The sequence below is a fragment of the Paenibacillus sp. FSL R5-0517 genome (assembly GCF_037974355.1).
Taxonomy (GTDB): Bacteria; Bacillota; Bacilli; order Paenibacillales; family Paenibacillaceae; genus Paenibacillus.
Genome location: NZ_CP150235.1, coordinates 2,713,347 through 2,730,559 on the forward strand (window position 1 = coordinate 2,713,347; position 17,213 = coordinate 2,730,559).

The following is a 17,213-nucleotide window of genomic DNA, read 5'->3' on the forward strand; positions in this document are numbered from 1 at the left end:
TATATAACAGCCTGCACCGGATGAAAAAGCACACGATGGAATAGGTTTTGGACAACCTTCAGTTGTTGAAACATATTCTTAAGTGTGCTTTTTTGGTATAATAAAACAATTGAATCACATATGTGGAAATTATAATGCAAGATGGGAAGTGACATCATGAGTGATTTGGAGCAAGCCGTACGATGGAGGCAAGAAGGCAAGGTGCAGGAAGCGATTGAGCTTCTGCAAGAGATTACAGGGCAGGAACCCGAGAATGCAAATGTTTGGTATCAGTTGGCTTGGGCACATGATTCACTTGGGTTAGAGCGAGAAGCTGTCCCGCATTATGAGAAGTCACTGAGTCTTGGGCTTTCTGGTGAGGATAGAGCGGGTGCAATACTCGGACTAGGCAGTACATACAGAACGCTTGGACAATACGAGCAGGCAAAGGCTTGGTTTGAAAAAGGGCTGAAAGAATTCCCGGCGTACCGGGAATTTGAGGTGTTCTATGCGATGGTGCTCTACAATCTGGGTGAACATGCAGAAGCGATGCAAAGATTGCTCGTGCAACTTGCAGATACATCTAGTGATAAGAGAATCAATGACTATAACCGAGCAATCCGTTACTACGCAGATCAGCTGGATCGGGTGTGGGAATAGATCGAATACGCAGAGAAGGAGATGGATGAATATGAACTCCAATCAAGATCTGAAACAGGTACATGAAAGGTTAGATCAAATTGAGCAGAAGCTGGATCACCTGGAAGGCAGCCAGCAGAACAAACGCTCACCTGGCGTACGCTTCCTGAGTGGCTTTGGCATCACGATTGTGGTGATATTTGTACTGCTACTAATCCTCGGTGTTATCCAATTTGTGAGTAATGGATAGGAGCAATTGATTTTAACGAAAAACGTAATGATTTTCTGAATGTACTACTTACATAGTCGTACCGAGCCATAGCTGCACCTCTTCAATGAAACGCCGCGTAGCTGGTGATAGATTGCCCAAAGCGGGGCAGGCCATGCCGATCGTGCGGTACGGATCTCCTGCGAGCGGCACGAGTGCGAGCGCATCAGTATGATTTTGAAGTACCATTTCCGGCAGAAGGCTGATGCCGAGACCATTACGGACCATCGCCATGATGGCTTGATCTTCTGCGACTTCATAGACAACATTGAGTTTGGCTGCATGCTGCCGGATCAGTCGTTCAATCTCGTTATCCCCGCCCCACTTGGGCAGAATAAAGGGTTGCTCCAGCAGAACATCAAACGAAACAGACTCCTCTGAGGCGAGAGGATGATCGAGAGGCAGGATGCACATCATCCTGTCTTTTTGTAATGGGATCGTCTCAAAAGGGGAGGAATCGCCAAGGGACAGGAATCCAAGGTCGATGGCACCTCCAGCCAGCCAACCCTCAATCTCAGCATAATCGCCCTCCCACAGCTTGATCTCAATTCCTGGATAACGCAGGCGAAATTGTTTCAGGATGCCTGGCAACCATTGCGTGGAGACACTGGCGAACGTACCAATACGCACGGTACCAATCTCTGCGCCGCGAATGAGGGAGATTTCCTGGTTCATCAGTTCCGTCCAGCGCAGAATCTCACGTGTATATCCCAGAATGCGTTCACCTTCAGCGGTAACCCGTACGCCGGAGCGGCCGCGATGGAGGAGTGAAAAACCACATTCAGTCTCGAGACTTGTGATGGCATGGCTGACTGCGGATTGGGTGACATTCAGCGCTTCTGCTGCTTTGGTGAGACTGCCATATTCCACGACGGTATTCAATATTTCATATTTGATGAGTGACATGAATAGTTCCGTTCCTTCCCATTTTGAATACATGAGTTTATTTCATATAATCTATTATAAATATTCATTTTTATAATGCAAAGAGATCGTATATACTTGCCAAGGCGAGTTAGTTTGACGCACGATCACACAGCTCAGAATACATAGAATGAAGGTTGAAGCAAGATGAATGGTGTACAGGTTAATCAAGGTCAGGCAACAAGAAGAGCGGACATCCAGATGCTGCTCGCAACGGTCATATGGGGATCTTCCTATCTGTTTATGAAATCGGGCCTGGAGTCCATGCAAGAATTGAATCTGGTCGCATTTCGTTTTGGAATTGCCTTTATTGCGGCAGGGCTTCTGTTTCATCGGCGGTTGTATAATATGAATCGTGGCACACTTGTGGCAGGGGCCGTTATGGGGACAGCGTTATTCGCTGCATTTGTATTTATCACCTATGGTGTACAACGTACAACGACATCCCAAGCGGGATTCCTCATAAGTTTGGCGGTTATTTTTGTGCCTATTCTGACAACGATCCAGCATCGCCGTATGCCGGACAAACGATTGACGCTCAGCATCCTCGTGGCAGTTACCGGGCTTGGCTTGCTGACGCTTCAACATGAGCTGAGTCTGCACACGGGAGATATTCTGTGTATACTTGCAGCACTGGTGTATGCCATCTATATTATGATTGCTGGCAAGTACACACCGAAGTATGATCCGTTAACGTTGGGAACCGTCCAATTGGGCGTTGCAGCGATGTGGGGAATTGCAGCTACATTCATGCTGGAGACGCCACGTATGCCCGATACGGCTGAATCCTGGGCAGCGATTCTCGGCTTAGGTGTATTATGTAGTGGCTTGGGGTATATTTTGCAGACGCTCGCACAGCGTCATGCTTCACCGACAAGAACAAGTCTGATTTTTTCACTCGAACCACTGTTCGCAGCGGCCTTTGCATTTACCTTTCAAGGAGAATCGTTAACGTTGCAAGGATATGCAGGAGCAGCGCTGATGTTGGTCGGTGTTCTGATCACAGAGATCAAACTTCCACAGCCTGTCTTCTGGCGCCGAAAACGCCCGGTTTTACAATCGGAACTCGGCGATCAGGGAGCACCAGGCATATAATTAAGGGACAAGGTTCTTTCTTCATCTTCTACAGAAGTTGGGGAGAGGGCTTTTTTTGGTTATGTCGTTCACGTTGCGTAAGAGATAATTAACGACCTAACAAAAAACAGAATAACATAACCTTGTTTTGTTGATTTTTGTTTTTTATGCTACACTGAATGAAAATTAGGAAAAACGGGTGAGTAGTATGGCCAAAAGAGTAACGATGCAGCAAATTGCGGATGCTGCGGGGGTGTCCAAATTTGCAGTGTCCCGTGCGCTGACAGGCAAGCCTGGTGTGAGTGAGCATACACGCGAGATGATCGTCAGAACGGCGGGTCAGCTCGGGTATTTCAGAACTGAACCGAAGCGTTATGCACTGGAGACACAGATGTCATTGGAGATGAAGCCAGAAGCGAAGCGGCAAGGCACCATATTGATTTTGTTTCCTAACATTCGTTCTCAGAATCGATCCTCCTTGTACTGGGGGCCTGTTTTTGACGGCATTTCTGAGAGGTTGAATGAGAAGGGAATGGATATTTTAACACTGACGGAACCCTCTTCAGATCGAATGTTCTCGGTTCTTAATCCCGAAGCAATCAGTGGAGTCATTACCGTGGGCACCATCTCGACATCGGTATTGCTGGAAATTTACAGACTGCGTATTCCACTGGTCATGGTAGATCATGAAGACCCCGCCGTATACGCAGACTCGGTTTTTACGGACAATATGAAATGTATGAAAGAACTCGTTCTCATGCTTGTTGGAAAAGGGTACAGAAGGTTCCAGTTTGCCGGGCAACTGCCCGATGCGGCAAGTTTTCGAGAACGCTGGCTTGGATATCGTACGGTGCTGGAAGAGAAGCAGGTGGCAGGGAAACAGCAAGAAGGTTTGCTGGGCGCGGAATACGAACAGATTCGGGGCTCCATTGCCGAAATGAAGCTGGAGGACATCCCTGAAGTCATTGTGTGTGCGAATGATCATACGGCTGTTATCGTGCTTGAGGCACTCCGAAGCCGAGGCATTCAGGTTCCTGAACGCTGTGCCGTGACCGGGTTTGACAATACGCAGACAGATGAACCCATCCTTGCTTCAGTGCATATCAACAAAGAGAATCTGGGCACCAGAGCGGTAGATCAGCTGTTGTGGCGGATTCAGCATCGGGACGAACCTTATGAACGCAAGTTGATCTATTCGGAATTAATTATTCGAGATGAATATAACGCCAGTTTAGAGTGATATGGTAGGACGTATTGAGTCATTGTAAAAACAAGCATCCAGGTAAATAAGTTAAGTGAAGGGACATGGAGCATTAGAGCTTCATGTCTTTTTTGTTATGCAGAAACTATTTAACAAATTAAATAACAAAACAGATTGACTATAAGAAGCATATCGTGTTAATTTTGTTTTGTAAGTTATTTGTTTTTATACTAACAAAACCTAACAAAATATTGGTTAACAACTCTAACAATAATGGAGGCTGTCATGAGCACAATACAATCACAGGTTTTTCAGAATTGGACGTTCAAGGCTTGCGAAGATCAAGAGTGGATGCCGGCTCAGGTGCCTGGCTGTGTGCATACAGATTTGCTGAAGCTGGGCAAGATTCCAGATCCTTTTTATGGAACAAACGAGAAGGAAGTGCAATGGATTGATAAGATAGATTGGGAATATCAGACGGAATTTGACGTGGCCGAAGCGTTGTTCTCCCAGGAACATCTGGAACTGGTGTTTGATGGCCTGGATACATATGCGGATGTGTATGTGAATGAGGTGCATGTGTTGTCCGCAGATAATATGTTCCGAGTATGGAAGGCAGATGTAAAAGCTGTATTAAAGGAGAACGGCAATAACCTTCGAATACGCTTTCGGTCGCCGATTCAGGAAGACCTGCCGAAGCTGGAGAAGCTCGGATATGCGTTGCCTGCATCCAATGATCAGTCCGATGTTGGCGGACTTGGCGATAAGAGAGTAAGTATTTTTGCCCGTAAAGCGCCGTATCACTATGGTTGGGATTGGGGTCCGCGTTTTGTAACGAGTGGGATCTGGCGTGAAGCACGCCTTGAAGGTTGGACACAGGTACGAATCAATGATGTGTATATCCAGCAAAACGAAGTAAGCGCTACCTCAGCTTCATTAACTGCTGTTGTGGAAGTCGAGACATCACAAGCGGTAGATACGATTATTCGTATCGGCGCAGATGGACAGAGATGGGAAAGATCCGTATCGCTACAACCCGGAACTCAGACTGTGGAGATTCCAATCTCCATTGATGAACCGAAACTGTGGTGGAGCCGTGGGCTTGGTGATCCGCATCTGTATACTTTCCTTGCTGAAGTGCTTCAAGGTGAACGGGCTGTTGCTGAATCTACAGTGAAGACAGGGCTTCGTTCCATTCGTTTGGTACGTGACAAAGATGAAGCGGGAGCCTCCTTTTACTTTGAATTAAACGGCGTTGCGGTCTTTGCCAAAGGGGCAAACCATATTCCAAATGATAGTTTCATCACCGAAATTACCCGTGAACGTTATCGTCATGAGATCGTATCCGCAGCCGAGTCCAATATGAACATGCTTCGTGTGTGGGGTGGCGGGATCTATGAGCAAGATGACTTCTATGAACTGTGTGATGAATACGGCATTCTGGTATGGCAAGACTTCATGTTTGCATGCAGCATGTACCCGGGAGACGAAGCGTTCCTGAACAGTGTGAGACATGAGGCGATTGATAATGTGAAACGTCTGCGCAACCATCCAAGTATTGCACTCTGGTGTGGGAACAACGAGATTGATTCGGCTTGGGCTCACTATGTTGAGAATGGTGGCTGGGGTTGGAAAAAGGAATTTACTGCCGAGCAGCGTGAGAGCATTTGGGCCGATTACGAAGCCATCTTCCATGATCTGCTGCCAGAAGTCGTTGAAGCGTATGCTCCAGGTGTGGATTACTGGCCTTCTTCACCACTTGTATCCCTGTCAGGGGATGAGAAGCAACATGCTCACCCGTCCACAGCCGAAGGTGATATTCACTATTGGGGTGTATGGCACAATGTAGAACCGTTCGAAAACTACAACGTGCATGTGGGTCGTTTCATGAGCGAATACGGATTTCAGTCGTTCCCGGAGTACAAATCAGTCCGCACGTACGCGGAAGAAGAGGATCTGGCGCTGGAATCAGAAGTCATGCTCGCCCATCAGAAGAATGGGGCAGGCAATCGTCTGATCAAACAATACATGGATATGTACATGCATGAATCGAAGGATTTTCCATCGTTCCTGTATATGAGTCAGGTACTTCAAGCGGAAGCGATGAAGACCGCGATTGAGGCGCATCGTCGCCGTAAACCATTCTGTATGGGCACACTTTACTGGCAAATGAATGATTGTTGGCCTGTGGCTTCATGGGCAGGAATGGACTATCTTGGTCGTTGGAAAGCATTGCAATATTATGCGAAACGCAGCTTCAGCGATGTGTTGGTATCCGTAGATGGAACCAAGGAAGATACGACAGATATATATATCATCTCGGATCTACTTGAGCCAGTGAAGGGTCAATTGCAGGTTAGACTGATTGGATTCGATGGCACGGTGTATCGTGAAGAAAATCATGAAGTAACAGTGGCTTCGAACTCGGGTCAGCAGGTGTTATCCCTAAGCCAGGCTGAATGGCTGGAAGGACATGATGCAGCAACAACGTTGCTGCGGATTGATCTGAAGCAGAATGACGCAGCGGACATTGTGCAGGAGCATTACTTTGCACCATCCAAAGATCTTGCGTTGAATCCTGCACACATTAAAGTAACTGAAGTTTCGGATGAGGCTGGTGCCCATCTGGTGCTGGAAAGTGATGTGCTTGCCAAACAGGTATGGATCGCTTCAGAAGCGGAAGGTGTATTCTCGGACAACTTCTTCGATCTCATTCCTGGCATCCCGGTGAAGGTGCAGTTTACTTCCAGAGAAGGGCTGCAATCTGCCGATGCGGCTTCCAATACAGGACTCATTCAGGTTCGTTCCATGGCTGACTTTATCAAACGATAATCAGGCTAACATCAGGGCGGTTGAGATCTCTCATAAGAGGGATTTCGACCGTTTTTATTTTTACGTCATCCAGCAAAAACGGAGGTAGGCTTCAAAGATGATGCCATCATTGCTATAATTGATAATCATTATCAATTAATAAGTGGGTTTGTAGTCACAATGCTATGAATTGTACATGATCGGTACTTAGGAAAGGGAGTCTATATGGGAATTCAGAATGACATCAAGCTGTGGGATCAGGTACAGGTTCGCGTGCTTGATGTGCGTCTTATATCACTGGAAACCAACGAGTTCATACGTAATTATGTGTTACCGACCAGTGCATTTGTGTATGTTCAAGGCAGGGGGCAGGTGTGGCTGGATGAAGAGGTATGGACCACAAGCCAGTTCTTGCTGCTGCACGGAGGAAAAGGAAGGCGTCTGACCCTTGAAGCGACCGGGGTGACAGAGGTGCATCTGATTTTATACAAATCCACGCTGCCATCCAACGTGCTGGTGGAGTACCGAATGATGCTGAACCAGCGCAATCCGTTCGAAGAGTCCTGGGCGACAGCCCCGGATCATGCACTTGAGCTGCGCGAGCTTGTTCGGAATATACATGAATGCTGGTCAGAGCAGGAGCAAGTGGGCAAAATTCAGGTCAAAGTGTACTTCTTTCAACTGGTACAGATTGCATTGTTACAGCGGAGTCGCATGCTTAACGAAGTTCAGCAACCTTCGCTTACCGATCAGGTTTTGCGATACATCAAAGCTCATTATAGGGAATCGATCTCGCTTGATTCGCTTGCCCAGTCCTTGAGTTACAGTCCGCAATATGTATCACGCAAATTCAAGGAGCAGACGGGATGTACACCGACAGAATATGTGATTCGGTTACGAATGGGTGAGGCAAGGAGTTTGCTTGCATCCACGGAAGCTTCATTACAGGAGATTGCTGCGTACGTGGGTTATATGGACCCGTTCTATTTCAATCGCATATTTAAAAAAGAGACCGGCATTACACCGGGACAATATCGGTTGAAGCAACAGGAGCATTCGAAATCAGTTTCAAAAAGTGCATTATATGCAACAAATGAATCCATTGTAACAGGCCGGGAGGAACGTTATCCTTTAATTGATGATGATAATCATTATCAATATATTGGAGATGAGGAAATCCATATGTTTAACCATTTCAAATCAGCGATTATGTCGCTTGCGCTTGTACTCACATTGAGTGCTTGTGGAACAGCCCAGCAGGGGGCAGAAACATCCGAGGTCGCGGCTGAACCCGAACAACCGGCAGTAGTAGAAACCAAAATGGTCAAAACGACCTTTGGTGAGGTGGAGATCCCTGCACATCCAGAGCGAGTGGCGGCTATCGATTATCTGGGAACTGTGCTTGCTCTTGGTGTCAAACCGATCGGTGGGGGGCAATTTCTGATGAACAGTCCCTATCTGGAAGGTCACATGGATGGTCTTGCAACGATAGGGGATTCCGTTGAACAATTGATGGAGCTGGAACCGGATCTCATTATTACATTGAATCCCGACAAGGCCGCGTATGAGAAATACAGCAAGATTGCACCAACGGTTTCGATTGCATCCATCACTTTCCCCACACTGAAGGACGAAGTAAACTATTTCGGTGATGTCCTGGGCAAAGAAGCGGAAGCAGAGAAATGGCTGGCTGATTTCGATGAGGAGATTGCCAAAATCAAGCAGAAGGTTCAGAGCGTTGTCCCAGCTGGCGTTACATTCTCCGTGATGCAGGAATATGATCGCCAAGTTTTCATTTTTGGCAATCAGTCAGGCCGGGGAGGACGTAATATCTATGAATTGCTTGGTTTGCAGGCACCAAAGAACATTCCATCCGAGTTGATGCAGGGCGCTTATCATGAATTTTCGATAGAATTGCTCTCCAAATACGCGGGAGATTACATTGTTCTGACCAGCAATTCTCAACTGAAAGACCTTCAGGCAGATCCAGTCTGGGGTTCATTACCTGCTGTCAAAAATGGAAGAGTGTACATATGGACAGAAGAACAATCCTGGTTCCGTGACCCCATCGCCTTGCTGAAACAGACACAGGATCTGGCTGAATGGATTATTGGACTTCATACACCGTCTAAGTGAGGAACGGTCATCCCGCCCACAGTTAAAGGCCCGAGTGCAACGCAAATGCACAGCGGGCCTTTTTCGTTTCATGAAACCATGTATTTTTAATTCATGATGCTTATTGTTTGGAATCATGGAATCTTGGAATCTTTGAATTATTGAATTTCCAGGATCTCGATCGCATAACCGTCCAGCTCCAGATGAGGTCCTTTCGGTTTCCCGTCCAGTGCACTGGTATATGAAGCATGGAGTTCAATGGAGGCAGGTTCGGGGCTCAGATTCAGAATAAAACGGAACGTTCCATTCGGACCCGAGCGGGTGGTCACCTGTACGCCATGTGGCAAAGTCTGAATTCCGGAAAGGTCACAACCTTCTGCGATGCTTCGCAATAACTGGCTCAAGTACGCTTCTTCCGGCTGGATTGCCACATAATAGACTTCACCTTTACCCCAGTGATTCCGGGTGACAGCGGCACTTTCGGCATAAAATTGATCGGCATACACAGCGACCGGCTGTGCAGTGTCCAGTTCCAGTACATCCACCCATTGGGAAGCGTTATATAGACGGCCTTGTTCGTCACGAATCTGAACGGTATCCCCGCCAACAGGATCATACTCCGTAACCCGCACACCACTACAGTTAGATAACAGACCTGGGAGCGGTGCCATGACACAGACGTTATTGTCGTTCTTGACACCCGTGCGATGGGTTAAGACCAAGATGCCTCCGGCTGCTGCAAAGGATTGCAGACATTCTGCTGTAGTCTCATCCAGCAGGTACAGATGCGGAGCAATGATGATTTTATAGCCATCCAGTGGCTCCGAAGGGTGTATAACATCCGTACTGATGCCCAATTTGGTCAACGCGCGATGCCAGACCTTCATATTTTCGTAGTATTCCAGTCCTTCGGCTTGTGGCTGAATTCGAAGGGCGTTCAATTGATCATGCGAATGCAGAATCGCAACTTCATTATGCAATGTTGAACCCTGTAGTCGCTCACTGAGTCTGTTCACTTCGGTACATAGCTGTTGAAACTCCTTGAAACGTCGCCCCGGAACATTGCTGTGATCAATCAGCCCATGCCAGAACTGCTCCGCTCCCACAGGTGCACTCCGCCAGCGGAAATGCACAACCGCATCGGCTCCACGAGCAATCGTCTGCCAAGCGTAAGCACGCAGGAAGCCGGGCTGCGGTGTACGCCACATCGGAAACCAGCATCCCGGAGGGCCGCTCAGCTGCTCCATGATCCAGAAGTTGCGGCGTTTAATGCCGCGTGTCAGATCCAAAGAGAGCGCGCCGCTGTATGGTGCGGTATCTGTTTTGTTCGGTGAAGGGTTCGGATAATAATCAAAAGAAGCGAAGTCCAGCTCCTGACCGATTTTATACTGATCCGCCTTTTGCGGATAACTGTGAAAATTATGGGTGACCAAATGCGCAGGACAATTGCGACGAATAATCTCGACCTGAATATGTTGAAATTCCACAATGGAATCCGATTGAAAACGGGAGTAGTCCAGCAGGAATGAAGGGTTCTGGAACGAGGAGCCTCCATACGGCGGCGTAACCTGTTCCCAATCGCTATATTCACCACTCCAGACGACAGTCCCCCAAGCTTGGTTTAGCTGATCCAGACTGTGGTAGCGAACACGAACCCATTCACGAAAAGCTTCGGCACAAGCGGCGCACTGACAATCCGTGAAGCTGAATTCGTTATCGGTCTGCCAGCCGATGATTGCCGCATGTTCAGCATAGCGCTCAGTCAGTTTTTGCACAATTCTTGCACTGTATGTTCGCATACTGGGACTGTTATAACAGCGATGACCCCGAATGCCTTCGTGATATGGTTGACCATTTGGAAGCAAAGGCAGAACATCAGGACATTTTTCCGTAAGCCAGCGTGGGGGTGTCATGGTTGGTGTACCAATTACAATTTGCAGTCCATGACGATGTAAGGTATCAATCGCTTGATCAAGCCATGCCCATTCAAATTGTCCATCAGTGGGTTCCATTCGGCTCCAGGCGAACTCACCCACACGCACAATGCGCACTCCGCTGTCAGCCATTAAACGGGCATCCTGTTCCCACAGGGAAGGGTCCCAATGTTCTGGATAATAATCCACGCCCATTTGTACGGGAAGGTATGTATTCATATCGTTGTTCTCCTTTAGTATAAGCATCATGATCTTGTGAATTTTGCACGAGTCTATTTCATTGTATACTGGATAATAACAAGGGAATATAACAACATGTTGCGACAGGATATCATGATCTTGCTATTCAGCATCTCCATATCCTATACGTAAACAGGGGGTTGAACATATGCGAACACATTGGTTTATGCCTGAGCCGGGATTCGCCGGGTACACTTGTTATCCGCTGGCCTATGGAAGATATCTCGATCCAGAGCATGAGGAGCATCGTCCAGACGGGATACGGGAATACAATCTGCATCTGATTTTCAGTGGACAGGGATATGTCAGAACAGAACAGGGAAACGTGCGGTTGGTGGCTGGACAAGGTTTTCTATATGCACCAGGACAAGCTCAACATTATTATGCTGATCCCTCGGATCCTTGGGATGTCAGATGGATTCATCTACAAGCCTATGATCTGGAGCGATTGCTGGACCTCCGCAGTCCAGACAAGGTTTGGCTGTTTTCATTTTCAGGATTCGAACGCTTCGAGGCGCCGCATGAACAATTATGTCAGCTTGGTAGACATTATGAGAGTGTGCATGAACCCAGATTGTCTGCTGTGCTGTATGAGTTACTGGTTGAACTTACAAGAAATTCGGAGTCGCTGGCGGGGGCTTCTATACTGAGTCATCAGGATACGATTCGTTCAACGGCCGATTACATCCGTCGTCATTGTACGCAGCCGCTCAGTCTTGCCGACATGGCAAATACCGCGGGATACAGCGTGTATTATTTTAATCGCATGTTCAAAAGCATCATGGGGGTTCCCCCGGGCCGATATCTGCTGGATTGCCGTATGCTGGCGGCGAAGAAAAGTCTGGCCGATTCAGATCTGACAGTGAAGCAGATTGCTTCCCAATGCGGATTCACGCACAGCAGTTACTTTATTCGTATGTTCCGTACTTACATTGGAATGACGCCGCAGCAATTCAGGCTGCTCTATAGATCAGGTAGTGGAGAGGCAGACGCCATATCAGCAGAGGACTGAATCCACATTAAACTCAAAAACCGTGCTGCCCAGTATGCTGAGCGGCACGGTTCTCTTATGCTTATGTATGACTGAACAGTAGAGGGGATTAGCTGCCTGACGCAGATGAAATAGCGTTGTGTTTGCCGTATAAGAGTTATTGGTTCTTTTGTTCATTCTGAATTTCTTGCAGATCCGTAAGTTGTAGTGAAAGGTCATTCTCTGGGTTTGCGCTCACAATGACTTCTGACTGAGATTGTTGCTGGCCGGGTTGATTCGACTTGCCGGCAGGTTTGATCACGTAGAGACTCTGAACGGAGTTGAGCAGGCTGGCGGGGGTGTCTTCATACGTTTCTAAGAAAAGTACATAGTCTCTAGCAGGGATCAGCTTGAGGTTGTCATCATTAATAATCTCGGTGTTGCCCAATTGTCCGCCAAGTTGCTTCACTTCAATGTTCTCCCCGGCCTTGTAAATGCCCTTATAGGATTCGACAATCTGAATGGTATGGATCGTATAGATTTTGTCAAAAGAAGACGGCTCTCCACCCGGATCGGACGCGGGGGTCAACTCGTTTTCATTCACAGCATCGGTAACGTGTACGATATCGTTCATAGCCTCCACACGAGTCTCAATAACACTACCCTTAACAATGGTGTTTGCTCTCTCGGACAGGTCGCCAATGCTGGCATAACTCGGGTAATCTTCAGAAGCAATAATGGTCATGGGTGCATTCGACGAGGAAGCAGTAGGTGTAACAGAAGAACATCCAACAGCAGATAGAATGAAAATGGAAGAGAGAAGCAGTATTAATACTCGATTTTTGTTCATGGACAGGTATCCTCCTTGGATTTTGGGATGAGATCGTAATGGATTAGTACTTGGATCTTACGTTATTGATATCAAAAGTCTGAGGTTTGGTCATGGAATTGCGGTTGCGGGAGTATGACATAATGGAAGGGCTTGTTGTTGTTGGGTTGTCACCGAGCCAGATGGAGTGACCGAGTTCGTGGACGAATACGCTTTGAATGAAGTTGGATAAGTTGGTCGCGTCAGGGGTGATGGTGGATGCATTGAGTTCGATGCGGAAGCTTACGACTTGACTGCCGGATACAGAGGCGTAGTTGACACCATACGCTGTGTTATTGAAGTTTCCTACGGTGATGGTATTAGGGGAATTACTTGTTTTGGTGAATTGAACTTTGGCACCAGCATTGTTCCAGTTCGCGAGGGAAGCGTCCATAGGGGCCTGCCATGCGGAGGTGTAGTTATACGTGCGAATGGGGATGGTGGTGCTGGGATAACCGTAGGTCAGAAAGGTCGCTGCATAGATGGTACTGCCGAACATCGCAATTGCCGAGAACAACATGATGCTCATCAAAAACTTCCTTTTCATACTAAAAACCTCCAATAAATGTATTTTAATCTCTATTATAGTAACAAGGAATAGTTAGATTGAAATGAGTCCGAGGTCATTGTTTTTGTCGTGAAAAACATGAAATAACGCTTGTTCAGACCCTAATGGTGTCAAAATAAGTCATTTTCTGTTCAATATGCATGCATAATTTCCCTGAAGTTACAAACAATACATCCAACTTCTCACAGGGAAAGGTAGTGCTTGAATATGTGCAACCGTTTTTCATTGGCAGCCGATTTGGACGAAGTCAGAGATCATTTCAAGATTCAGCGAGTGATGTATTATTACAAAAACCGATACAATATCAGCCCAACCCAGCATACGCCGATTATTTTACATCAGGATGGCGAGCGTGTATTGGATGAGTTTCGGTGGGGGTTCATACCATTTTGGGGTCGTGATGCCGTTAACGCGAATCTCATGACGGTGCATGAGAATCCTTCCTATTACAAACTGGTAGAGACCAAGCGCTGCGTTATTCCCTGCAATGGACTATATTACTGGCGGCAAGAGGGCAAGAAAAGTTATGCAGTTCGTGTTGTCATGCCAGATCGCGGTCTGTTCGGCATTGCTGGGTTATACGAGGTGTGGAGAGATACACGTAAAGAGCCGCTTCGTACCTGCACGATGCTTATGACAGGCGCGAACATGGTTACACGCGAGTTTGGCAGTAAAATGCCGGCGATCCTCTCCGAAGAAGAGATCAATACTTGGCTTGACCCGGCGAATACACGGGTGACTCAATTGTTACCGCTATTGAAATCGTATAATAGTACAGAGATGAATCTGTATCCAGTCACCCCAATGGTCGCCAACGATGAACACGACTGTTACGAGTGCGTAGAAGAGATGGATCAGAAGCTGGCTTACGTTCGGAGTTTCTGAACATCCATTGGATAGCGTGAAGGACTTGGGATAGAATGAAGAAGATGAAGGGGCCGAGAGTCTGGAGACACTCTGCTCTTTTTTCTTTCTGAAAATGAAAAGTTGCAATTGCAGTCAAACGTAACTATAATCATTACAGTAAGTGAACGCATATATTCATATATCTATTAAAAGAGATATTTATAATCAGGAGGGAACCACGAATGAATCCAAAGTTTAACCAAATGTTTGAACAAGTTTCACTGCCGACTGGTATTACACTGAAAAACCGTATCGTGCTCGCTCCCATGACTCATATGTCCTCGAATGCGGATGGTACCATATCCGACGCTGAACTCGCCTATTATGCACGACGCACCGGTGGGGCTGGCATGTCGATTACGGCTGTAGGGCATGTAACCGAGTATGGCATTGGTTTCCCCGCTCAATTTGGTGTCTATGATGATCGCTTCATTCCTGGTCTGAAAAAATTGGCTGAAACCATGAAACAACAGGGCTCCGTTGCCGTATTGCAAATTTTCCATGCGGGCCGTCTGACGCCTGAACAAGCTGTACCTGCGGGTCAAGTAGTTGCTCCTAGTGCGGTTGCGAGTGAGCGTCCAGGTTCGCCTGAACCAAGAGAATTGACGGATGCCGAGATTACTTCCATTATCAAAGACTTTGGTGAAGCGACACGTCGTGCAATTGAAGCCGGATTTGATGGTGTTGAGATTCACGGTGCGAACGGTTATCTGATCCAGCAATTTTTCTCCCCGCATTCCAACCGACGTGAAGACCGCTTTGGCGGAAGTGTGGAGAAACGTCTTACTTTCCCGCTTGCTGTCGTGGATGAGATTCAAAAAGTAGTTGCCGAACATACCAAACTGCCGTTCATCATTGGTTACCGTTTCTCCCCGGAAGAACCGGAAACACCGGGACTTACAATGGAAGATACGTATGCACTGGTGGATGCATTAAAAGATAAAAATCTCGACTACCTGCACGTTTCCCTGAACGAATTCTGGTCCAAGCCAAGACGCGGCGAAGCCGATACACGTTCAAGAATGGAATTCATCCTGGATCGAGTGAACGGCAAATTGCCTGTGATTGGCGTAGGTGCGATTCATACGGCTGATGAGGCCGCTGAGGCCCTTCAAACGGGAGTACCTTTGCTTGCCATTGGACGTGAACTGATTATTGAACCGGATTGGGTCGAGAAAATCGAGAGCGGACGTGAAGAAGATATTGCAACGATTCTGACGAAATCGGATCAGGAACGTCTGGTTATCCCTGACGGGTTGTGGAACGCAATAATCCACACACCGGGTTGGTTCCCTATGGCAGAAGATAAATAATATACACTTCAGAACTAAAAAGGAGGGGGCGAAAGCTCCCTCCTTTTGCACATGATCCAAATTCTCCTTGTCATCGCTCTGTGGTATGATGGATGAACAGGATCAACTGGATAATCAACGGTTTGGAGTGAAGGAAGATGCTCGTAGCTGAACGGTATGAGAAAATAGTGGAATGGGTGGATACGCAAGGCAGTATGCGTGTAACCGAACTTAGTGAGCGCTGCGGGGTGACAGAAGAGACGATACGTCGTGATCTGGACAAGCTCGAACAGGCGGGCAGGCTCAGAAGATCCCATGGCGGGGCGGTCAGCGTAAAATACAAGGAAGAGTTACAGTCGGAGATTCCGTACCCGGAACGGGCTGTAGCCCATGCAGAAGAGAAGCGCAGAATTGCAAGCGAAGCGGTGAACATGGTGGAATCCGGCGACCGGATCGCCCTGGATGCAAGTACAACGGCTTGGTACATGGCGGCAGGATTGCCGAATATTCCACTGACGGTATTAACTAATTCGATTAAAGTGGCCGCAGAGCTGAGTAACAAGGAGCAGATTCGTGTGATTGCCACAGGTGGACAGTTGGCTTCGAAGTCACTGTCTTTTGTAGGACCGCTGGCGGAACGTTCGCTTGATGCGTATCATGTCGATAAAGTGTTTTTGTCTTGTAAAGGGGTGCATCTGACTAAAGGCATCAGTGAATCGAATGAATTACAGGCCTTGGTGAAGCAGAAAATGATCCAGATTGCGGATGAAGTCATATTACTTGCCGATTCCAGCAAATTTAATATACAGGCATTTACCAGAGTCGCTGAGATAAGCAGTGTTGCGAAAGTGATTACAGATCAGGCTGTAGATGAAGAGCAAGTTAACGCATTGATCGAGCAAAATATTACGTGTATACGTGTGTAAATCAGAAAGGAATGAAGTGTCATGAAACATCCTTTTCATCTGAAAGCAGTATGGAATGGTGGACGTAACAGTGAGGGAACAATCGATGCGGGTGGATTAAAAACGGTCATATCGATTCCGCAGGAGATGGGCGGACCCGGTACGGGAACCAACCCGGACGAAATGCTGCTGGGTGCAGCCTCCACCTGTTATCTGATTACACTGGCTGCAATGCTAGAGCGTTCGGATATTACGCCGGATGAATTGACGCTTGAATCGGAAGCAACGGTAGATGTTACGAATAACGTATTTACGTACGAACGGATCGTACATAGACCCCGGATTGTACTCAGCCAGGATGCTTCAGAGGCGGATATAACCAAGGCTGAGCGCTTAGCGCACAAGGCTGAATCATCCTGCATGATTTCCCGAGCGGTGGCAGGTAATGTCCAGATGGAGACACAACCGGTCATTATTACAACAGGAGCTAAGGCGGTGTGATATACTGAAGAATAGACG

Annotated in this window: 15 protein-coding genes; 11 read left to right on the forward strand and 4 right to left on the reverse strand. The window is 47.3% G+C overall.

The window, feature by feature from the left end; translation table 11 throughout:
* The first annotated feature begins 156 nt into the window (after positions 1-156).
* Both MKX40_RS12390 and MKX40_RS12395 read left to right on the forward strand, forming a co-directional pair.
* Positions 157-639, forward strand: a complete 483-nt coding sequence (locus MKX40_RS12390) for a tetratricopeptide repeat protein (protein ID WP_339241920.1) — start codon at positions 157-159, stop codon at positions 637-639.
* Positions 640-670: 31 nt separating this feature from the next.
* Positions 671-868: a hypothetical protein gene (locus tag MKX40_RS12395; RefSeq protein WP_339241922.1), complete on the forward strand. Its 198-nt coding sequence runs from the start codon at positions 671-673 to the stop codon at positions 866-868.
* Between the two features lie 48 nt (positions 869-916).
* On the opposite strand, the gene MKX40_RS12400 is transcribed toward MKX40_RS12395, so the two are convergent.
* Complete coding sequence (locus tag MKX40_RS12400; RefSeq protein WP_339241924.1) at positions 917-1,792, reverse strand: LysR substrate-binding domain-containing protein; 876 nt, start codon at positions 1,790-1,792, stop codon at positions 917-919.
* Positions 1,793-1,957: 165 nt separating this feature from the next.
* Here MKX40_RS12400 and MKX40_RS12405 point away from each other — a divergent pair, with 165 nt between their 5' ends.
* From MKX40_RS12405 to MKX40_RS12420, 4 genes are all read left to right on the forward strand, one after another.
* Positions 1,958-2,905: a DMT family transporter gene (locus MKX40_RS12405; RefSeq protein WP_339241926.1), complete on the forward strand. Its 948-nt coding sequence runs from the start codon at positions 1,958-1,960 to the stop codon at positions 2,903-2,905.
* Positions 2,906-3,092: 187 nt separating this feature from the next.
* Positions 3,093-4,124, forward strand: a complete 1,032-nt coding sequence (locus tag MKX40_RS12410) for a LacI family DNA-binding transcriptional regulator (RefSeq protein ID WP_339241928.1) — start codon at positions 3,093-3,095, stop codon at positions 4,122-4,124.
* A 246-nt stretch (positions 4,125-4,370) separates the two neighbouring features.
* Positions 4,371-6,917: a glycoside hydrolase family 2 protein gene (locus tag MKX40_RS12415; protein ID WP_339241930.1), complete on the forward strand. Its 2,547-nt coding sequence runs from the start codon at positions 4,371-4,373 to the stop codon at positions 6,915-6,917.
* A 204-nt stretch (positions 6,918-7,121) separates the two neighbouring features.
* A complete protein-coding gene (locus MKX40_RS12420) occupies positions 7,122-9,032 on the forward strand; it encodes an AraC family transcriptional regulator (protein WP_339241932.1) in 1,911 nt (636 codons plus the stop codon).
* A 137-nt stretch (positions 9,033-9,169) separates the two neighbouring features.
* On the opposite strand, the gene MKX40_RS12425 is transcribed toward MKX40_RS12420, so the two are convergent.
* Positions 9,170-11,164, reverse strand: a complete 1,995-nt coding sequence (locus MKX40_RS12425) for a beta-galactosidase (protein ID WP_339241934.1) — start codon at positions 11,162-11,164, stop codon at positions 9,170-9,172.
* Between the two features lie 169 nt (positions 11,165-11,333).
* Here MKX40_RS12425 and MKX40_RS12430 point away from each other — a divergent pair, with 169 nt between their 5' ends.
* Positions 11,334-12,197 carry an AraC family transcriptional regulator gene (locus MKX40_RS12430; RefSeq protein WP_339241936.1) on the forward strand — a complete coding sequence of 288 codons (864 nt, stop codon included), beginning with the start codon at positions 11,334-11,336 and terminating at the stop codon, positions 12,195-12,197.
* 136 nt (positions 12,198-12,333) lie between these two features.
* Here the strand turns inward: MKX40_RS12430 and MKX40_RS12435 are convergent, their stop codons facing one another.
* Both MKX40_RS12435 and MKX40_RS12440 read right to left on the reverse strand, forming a co-directional pair.
* Positions 12,334-13,005, reverse strand: coding sequence for a hypothetical protein (locus MKX40_RS12435; RefSeq protein WP_339241938.1), 672 nt, complete (start codon positions 13,003-13,005; stop codon positions 12,334-12,336).
* Positions 13,006-13,048: 43 nt separating this feature from the next.
* Positions 13,049-13,570, reverse strand: coding sequence for a hypothetical protein (locus MKX40_RS12440; protein ID WP_339241939.1), 522 nt, complete (start codon positions 13,568-13,570; stop codon positions 13,049-13,051).
* 228 nt (positions 13,571-13,798) lie between these two features.
* Here MKX40_RS12440 and MKX40_RS12445 point away from each other — a divergent pair, with 228 nt between their 5' ends.
* The 4 genes from MKX40_RS12445 (at position 13,799) to MKX40_RS12460 (ending at position 17,195) form a co-directional block, all read left to right on the forward strand.
* On the forward strand, positions 13,799-14,476 hold the full coding sequence (locus tag MKX40_RS12445; RefSeq protein WP_091016984.1) for an SOS response-associated peptidase: 678 nt from the start codon (positions 13,799-13,801) through the stop codon (positions 14,474-14,476).
* A 203-nt stretch (positions 14,477-14,679) separates the two neighbouring features.
* A complete protein-coding gene (locus MKX40_RS12450) occupies positions 14,680-15,810 on the forward strand; it encodes an NADH-dependent flavin oxidoreductase (protein WP_339241941.1) in 1,131 nt (376 codons plus the stop codon).
* 137 nt (positions 15,811-15,947) lie between these two features.
* Positions 15,948-16,715, forward strand: coding sequence for a DeoR/GlpR family DNA-binding transcription regulator (locus MKX40_RS12455; RefSeq protein ID WP_339241942.1), 768 nt, complete (start codon positions 15,948-15,950; stop codon positions 16,713-16,715).
* A 21-nt stretch (positions 16,716-16,736) separates the two neighbouring features.
* Positions 16,737-17,195 (forward strand): OsmC family protein, encoded by a 459-nt coding sequence (locus MKX40_RS12460; protein ID WP_339241944.1) that lies wholly within the window; start codon positions 16,737-16,739, stop codon positions 17,193-17,195.
* The last annotated feature ends 18 nt before the right edge of the window (positions 17,196-17,213 follow it).